General features: G+C 42.4%; 5 protein-coding genes. All 5 read left to right on the top strand.

The features are described from left to right. The first annotated feature begins 14 nt into the window (after positions 1 to 14). The gene (metG, locus tag RAC86_RS34320; RefSeq protein WP_015382561.1) at positions 15 to 2,009 is read left to right on the top strand and encodes a methionine--tRNA ligase; all 1,995 of its coding nucleotides are present in this window, start codon (positions 15 to 17) and stop codon (positions 2,007 to 2,009) included. A gap of 79 nt (positions 2,010 to 2,088) precedes the next feature. Next, positions 2,089 to 2,856 (top strand): TatD family hydrolase, encoded by a 768-nt coding sequence (locus tag RAC86_RS34325; RefSeq protein ID WP_144453712.1) that lies wholly within the window; start codon positions 2,089 to 2,091, stop codon positions 2,854 to 2,856. Positions 2,857 to 3,011: 155 nt separating this feature from the next. After that, a complete protein-coding gene (locus tag RAC86_RS34330; protein WP_029726392.1) occupies positions 3,012 to 4,325 on the top strand; it encodes a ubiquitin-like domain-containing protein in 1,314 nt (437 codons plus the stop codon). A gap of 144 nt (positions 4,326 to 4,469) precedes the next feature. Beyond that, on the top strand, positions 4,470 to 5,030 hold the full coding sequence (rnmV, locus tag RAC86_RS34335) for a ribonuclease M5 (RefSeq protein WP_015253010.1): 561 nt from the start codon (positions 4,470 to 4,472) through the stop codon (positions 5,028 to 5,030). Further along, on the top strand, positions 5,023 to 5,853 hold an 831-nt coding region (rsmA, locus tag RAC86_RS34340), incomplete at its 3' end, for a 16S rRNA (adenine(1518)-N(6)/adenine(1519)-N(6))-dimethyltransferase RsmA (protein ID WP_377886601.1). The genes rnmV and rsmA, both read left to right, overlap by 8 nt.

A 5,853-nucleotide genomic window follows, 5' to 3' on the forward strand; every position in this document is an offset into this window, starting at 1 on the left:
TAGGAGGTTTCAAGATGCCGCAAGAAAACAATACATTTTATATTACAACACCGATTTATTATCCGAGCGGAAAATTACATATCGGCCATGCATATACGACAGTCGCGGGAGATGCAATGGCACGTTACAAAAGATTAAAAGGGTTCGATGTTCGCTATTTAACGGGAACGGACGAGCATGGACAAAAGATCCAGCAAAAAGCTGAACAGGAAAACATTACACCTCAGGAGTATGTGGATCGCGCAGCGGCAGATATTCAAAAACTGTGGAAGCAGCTTGAAATCTCAAACGACGACTTTATCCGCACGACAGAAAAACGGCATAAAGTTGTCATTGAAAAGGTGTTTCAAAAGCTTCTTGATAACGGGGACATCTATCTTGATGAGTATGAAGGCTGGTACAGCATCCCCGATGAAACGTTCTACACGGAAACTCAGCTCGTTGATATTGAGCGGAATGAAAAGGGAGAGGTCATCGGCGGAAAAAGCCCTGACAGCGGTCACCCAGTTGAATTGATCAAAGAGGAATCTTATTTCTTCCGCATGGGGAAATACGCGGATCGCCTTCTGAAATACTATGAAGAAAACCCGACATTCATTCAGCCAGAATCACGCAAAAACGAAATGATTAATAACTTTATCAAACCTGGACTTGAGGATTTGGCAGTATCACGTACCACTTTTGATTGGGGCGTGAAGGTGCCGGAAAATCCAAAGCATGTTGTATATGTTTGGATTGACGCACTATTTAACTATTTAACGGCACTTGGTTATGATACAGAAAATGATGAGCTTTATCAAAAATATTGGCCTGCCGATGTTCATTTAGTCGGTAAGGAGATTGTACGGTTCCATACCATTTACTGGCCAATTATGCTGATGGCTCTGGATCTTCCGCTGCCGAAACAGGTATTCGCGCATGGCTGGCTTTTGATGAAAGACGGAAAAATGTCGAAATCAAAAGGAAACGTTGTAGATCCGGTTACATTAATTGAACGCTATGGTTTAGACGAGCTTCGCTATTACCTGCTTCGTGAAGTGCCGTTCGGATCTGACGGTGTTTTCACGCCGGAAGGATTTGTTGAGCGAATCAACTATGATTTAGCGAATGATTTAGGAAATCTATTGAATCGTACTGTTGCGATGATCAATAAGTATTTTGACGGACAAATTGGTTCTTACAAAGGTGCTGTTACGGAATTTGACCAAACGCTCACTTCGGTTGCTGAAGAAACAGTGAAAGCTTATGAGAAAGCAATGGAAAATATGGAGTTCTCGGTAGCACTTTCGACTTTATGGCAGCTCATCAGCCGCACAAACAAATACATTGATGAGACAGCTCCATGGGTGCTTGCGAAAGATCCGGCAAAAGAAGAAGAATTGCGATCAGTTATGTATCATCTCGCTGAATCATTGCGTATTTCAGCGGTACTGCTTCAGCCATTCTTAACAAAAACACCTGAAAAAATGTTCGAGCAGCTGGGCATTACTGATGAATCTTTAAAAGCTTGGGACAGCATTACAACTTTCGGCCAGCTGAAAGATACAAAAGTACAAAAAGGCGAGCCATTGTTCCCTCGTTTAGAGGCAGAAGAAGAAATTGCTTACATCAAAGGGAAAATGCAAGGTTCAGCACCAGCGAAAGAAGAAACAAAAGAAGAAGAGCCTCAAGAGGTCGATCGTTTACCTGAAATTACGATTGATCAATTCATGGATGTAGAGCTTCGCGTAGCTGAGGTCATTGAGGCAGAGCCAGTGAAAAAAGCAGACCGTTTATTGAAGCTGCAGCTTGATCTTGGTTTTGAAAAGCGCCAAGTGGTATCCGGTATTGCGAAGCATTATACGCCTGAAGAGCTTGTTGGAAAAAAACTCGTTTGTGTAACAAATCTAAAACCGGTTAAACTCAGAGGAGAGCTTTCTCAAGGTATGATCCTTGCAGGAGAAGCAGACGGCGTTTTAAAGGTCGTGTCTATCGATCAGTCGTTACCAAAAGGCACAAGAATTAAATAATGATAAAACAAAAGGTGTTTCACGTGTAACAATTCGTCGAACACCTTTTGTGTTTCGACAAGAAAGGAGTTTTTCACTTATGTTGTTTGACACTCACGCGCATTTAAATGCAGAACAATATGATACTGATCTGGATGAGGTTATTGAACGGGCAAAAGCTGAAAAAGTTGAACGAATTGTCGTAGTTGGTTTTGACCGTCCGACGATTACCCGTGCGATGGAAATGATTGAGGAATATGATTTTATTTATGCAGCCATTGGCTGGCACCCTGTTGACGCTATTGACATGACAGAGGAAGACTTAGCGTGGATTAAAGAGCTTTCTGCTCATGAGAAAGTGGTAGCAATAGGGGAAATGGGACTGGATTATCATTGGGATAAATCACCTAAAGATATTCAAAAAGAGGTGTTTAGAAAACAAATCGCCTTAGCGAAAGAGGTCAATTTGCCTATTATCATTCATAACCGTGATGCAACGGAGGATGTCGTGACCATTTTGAAAGAGGAAGGCGCAGAAGCTGTGGGCGGAATCATGCACTGCTTTACAGGAAGTGCGGAAGTGGCAAGAGAATGCATGAAAATGAATTTTTATTTATCATTTGGGGGACCGGTGACATTTAAAAATGCGAAGAAACCGAAGGAAGTAGTGAAGGAAATTCCCAATGACCGGCTGCTGATTGAAACGGACTGCCCGTTTCTCACACCGCACCCTTTCCGCGGGAAAAGAAATGAGCCAAGCTATGTGAAATATGTGGCAGAACAAATCGCCGAATTAAAAGAAATGAACTTTGAAGAGATTGCTTCCATCACGACTGAAAATGCGAAAAGACTTTTCCGTATAAACTGACAAAAAACGCTAGCGGGTTTTGTAAGAGCTTGTCCCTTACAGCGTTTTTCTATAAAAGTTCTACATGCTTTCTTCTCCTCATAGGATAGGTTTGTCGACAAGTCTTTCTTCCGTTTCTCAGTGTATTTCAGGATAATGAAGAAGACACTGAGCTTTTGGGAGAAAGAGAAGGGAGGGTTGACAGCCTTTTAGATACTCTATATAATCTCTCCGAGGAGAAGGAGGCGTTTTTCATCACACAAAAAATGAAAAAGCTGTTTTCCGTAAAGCTTAGCAAAAGCAAAGTCATTCTGGTTGCTGCTTGTTTGCTTTTGGCAGGAAGCGGGACTGCGTACGCGGCTCATGAGCTGACGAAACAATCAGTCTCAGTTTCTATCAATGGCAAAAAGAAACATATACGCACACATGCAAATACAGTCGGTGATCTTTTGGAGACGCTTGATATAAAGACAAGAGACGAAGACAAGATCACACCTGCTAAACAGACAAAGATAACAGCAGACATGGACGTTGTGTATGAGGCTGCAAAACCTGTGAAGCTTACAATAAACGGGGAAGAAAAGACATTATGGTCAACAGCAAAAACGGTCGGTGCATTACTGGACGAACAAGATGTTGATGTGAAAGACCAAGATCAAATTGATCCCGCAATAGATACAGATATTTCGAAAGACATGAAGATTAACATAGAGCCCGCATTTCAGGTTACTGTGAATGATGCAGGGAAACAAAAGAAGATCTGGACGACTTCGACTACGGTCGCTGACTTTTTAAAACAGCAAAAGATGAACATAAAAGACGAAGATAAAATCAAGCCTGCGTTAGATGCAAAGCTGACGAAAGGAAAGGCTGATATTACAATTACTCGTATCGAAAAGGTCACCGATGTAGTTGAAGAGAAGATTGCGTTCGATGTGAAAAAGCAAGAAGACGCTTCTCTTGAAAAAGGGAAAGAAAAGGTCGTCCAAAAAGGAAAAGAAGGCAAGCTAAAAAAACATTTCGAAGTCGTTAAAGAAAACGGTAAAGAAGTGTCCAGAGAGCTTGTAAAAGAAGAAACAGCTGAACAAAGCAAAGATAAAGTGATTGCTGTCGGCACAAAGCAAAGCAGTCCAAAAGTTGAAACGGTCAGTGCTTCAGGTGATTCAAAAACAGTTGTGTCCCGCAGCAATGAATCAACAGGCAAAGTCATGACTGTATCATCTACGGCTTATACGGCAAGCTGCAGCGGTTGTTCAGGACATACAGCGACAGGCGTCAATTTAAAAAATAATCCGAATGCCAAAGTCATCGCTGTGGATCCAAATGTCATTCCGCTAGGCTCCAAAGTCCACGTGGAAGGCTATGGATATGCCATTGCTGCAGATACCGGTTCAGCGATTAAAGGGAACAAAATAGACGTCTTTTTCCCAGAGAAATCATCGGCGTACCGATGGGGAAATAAAACAGTCAAAATTAAAATCTTAAATTAATATATACTTATGTATTCAGAGGGTTTTGCGCCCTCTGTTTTTTTCGTTATAATAGACAAAGTGCATTTTCTGCTTATTAGACGCTCGATATAAGAAAAAGTTTCATGAATATACAAAAGTTTTTATTTTGTCTTGGAGGAAATAATGAAAATTAAAGAGATCATTGTGGTCGAGGGGCGTGACGATACGGCCCGCATCAAATTGGCTGTTGATGCAGACACAATTGAAACAAATGGTTCAGCCATCGATGATCATGTGATTGACCAAATCCGTTTGGCCCAGAAGACCAGAGGCGTCATTATTTTAACGGATCCGGACTTTCCGGGAGAGAAGATTCGCAAAACCATCTCAGAGGCTGTACCCGGCTGTAAGCATGCATTTTTGCCAAAGCATCTTGCCAAACCTAAAAACAAGCGGGGAATTGGTGTGGAGCATGCATCGGTTGAAAGCATTAGGGCATGTTTAGAAAATGTGCATGAGGAGATGGAAGCGCAGCCGAGTGACATTTCAGCTGAGGATTTGATTCATGCCGGACTAATAGGCGGACCTGCGGCCAAACGCCGCCGGGAACGACTGGGTGATCTGTTGAAAATCGGCTATACAAATGGCAAACAGCTTCAAAAACGGCTGCAAATGTTTCAAATTAAAAAAAGTGATTTTATGAGTGCGCTCGATACCGTTATGCGGGAGGAACAGAATGAATAAAGATATTGCGACACCGATTAGAACGAAAGAGATACTGAAGAAATACGGTTTTTCTTTTAAAAAGAGCTTAGGACAGAATTTCTTAATTGATACGAACATTTTAAACAGAATTGTCGATCACGCGGAAGTGACGGAGAAAACAGGTGTCATTGAAATCGGCCCGGGAATCGGGGCTTTAACCGAACAGCTTGCCAAGCGGGCGAAAAAGGTCGTGGCATTTGAGATTGACCAGCGACTATTGCCGATTCTGAAGGATACACTGTCACCTTACGACAATGTCACTGTCATTCATCAGGACGTGTTAAAGGCTGATGTCAAATCAGTCATTGAAGAACAATTTCAAGATTGTGATGAGATCATGGTAGTTGCCAACCTTCCTTATTACGTAACAACACCGATTATCATGAAACTGCTTGAAGAACACCTTCCGCTGAAAGGGATTGTGGTCATGCTGCAAAAAGAAGTGGCTGAGCGCATGGCGGCTGATCCTTCATCTAAGGAATACGGCTCGCTTTCAATCGCGGTGCAGTTTTATACAGAAGCCAAAACGGTGATGATCGTTCCGAAAACCGTATTTGTTCCTCAGCCTAATGTCGATTCCGCAGTCATCCGTCTGATTCTCCGAGACGGCCCGGCAGTGGACGTGGAAAACGAATCCTTTTTCTTTCAGCTCATCAAGGCAAGCTTTGCACAGCGTCGTAAAACGCTGCTCAATAACTTAGTTAACAATCTGCCTGAAGGAAAAGCGCAAAAATCAACGATTGAGCAAGTGCTCGAAGAAACAAATATTGACGGTAAGCGCCGAGGCGAATCCCTGTCTATT

Source organism: Bacillus sp. LR_5 (assembly GCF_042709275.1).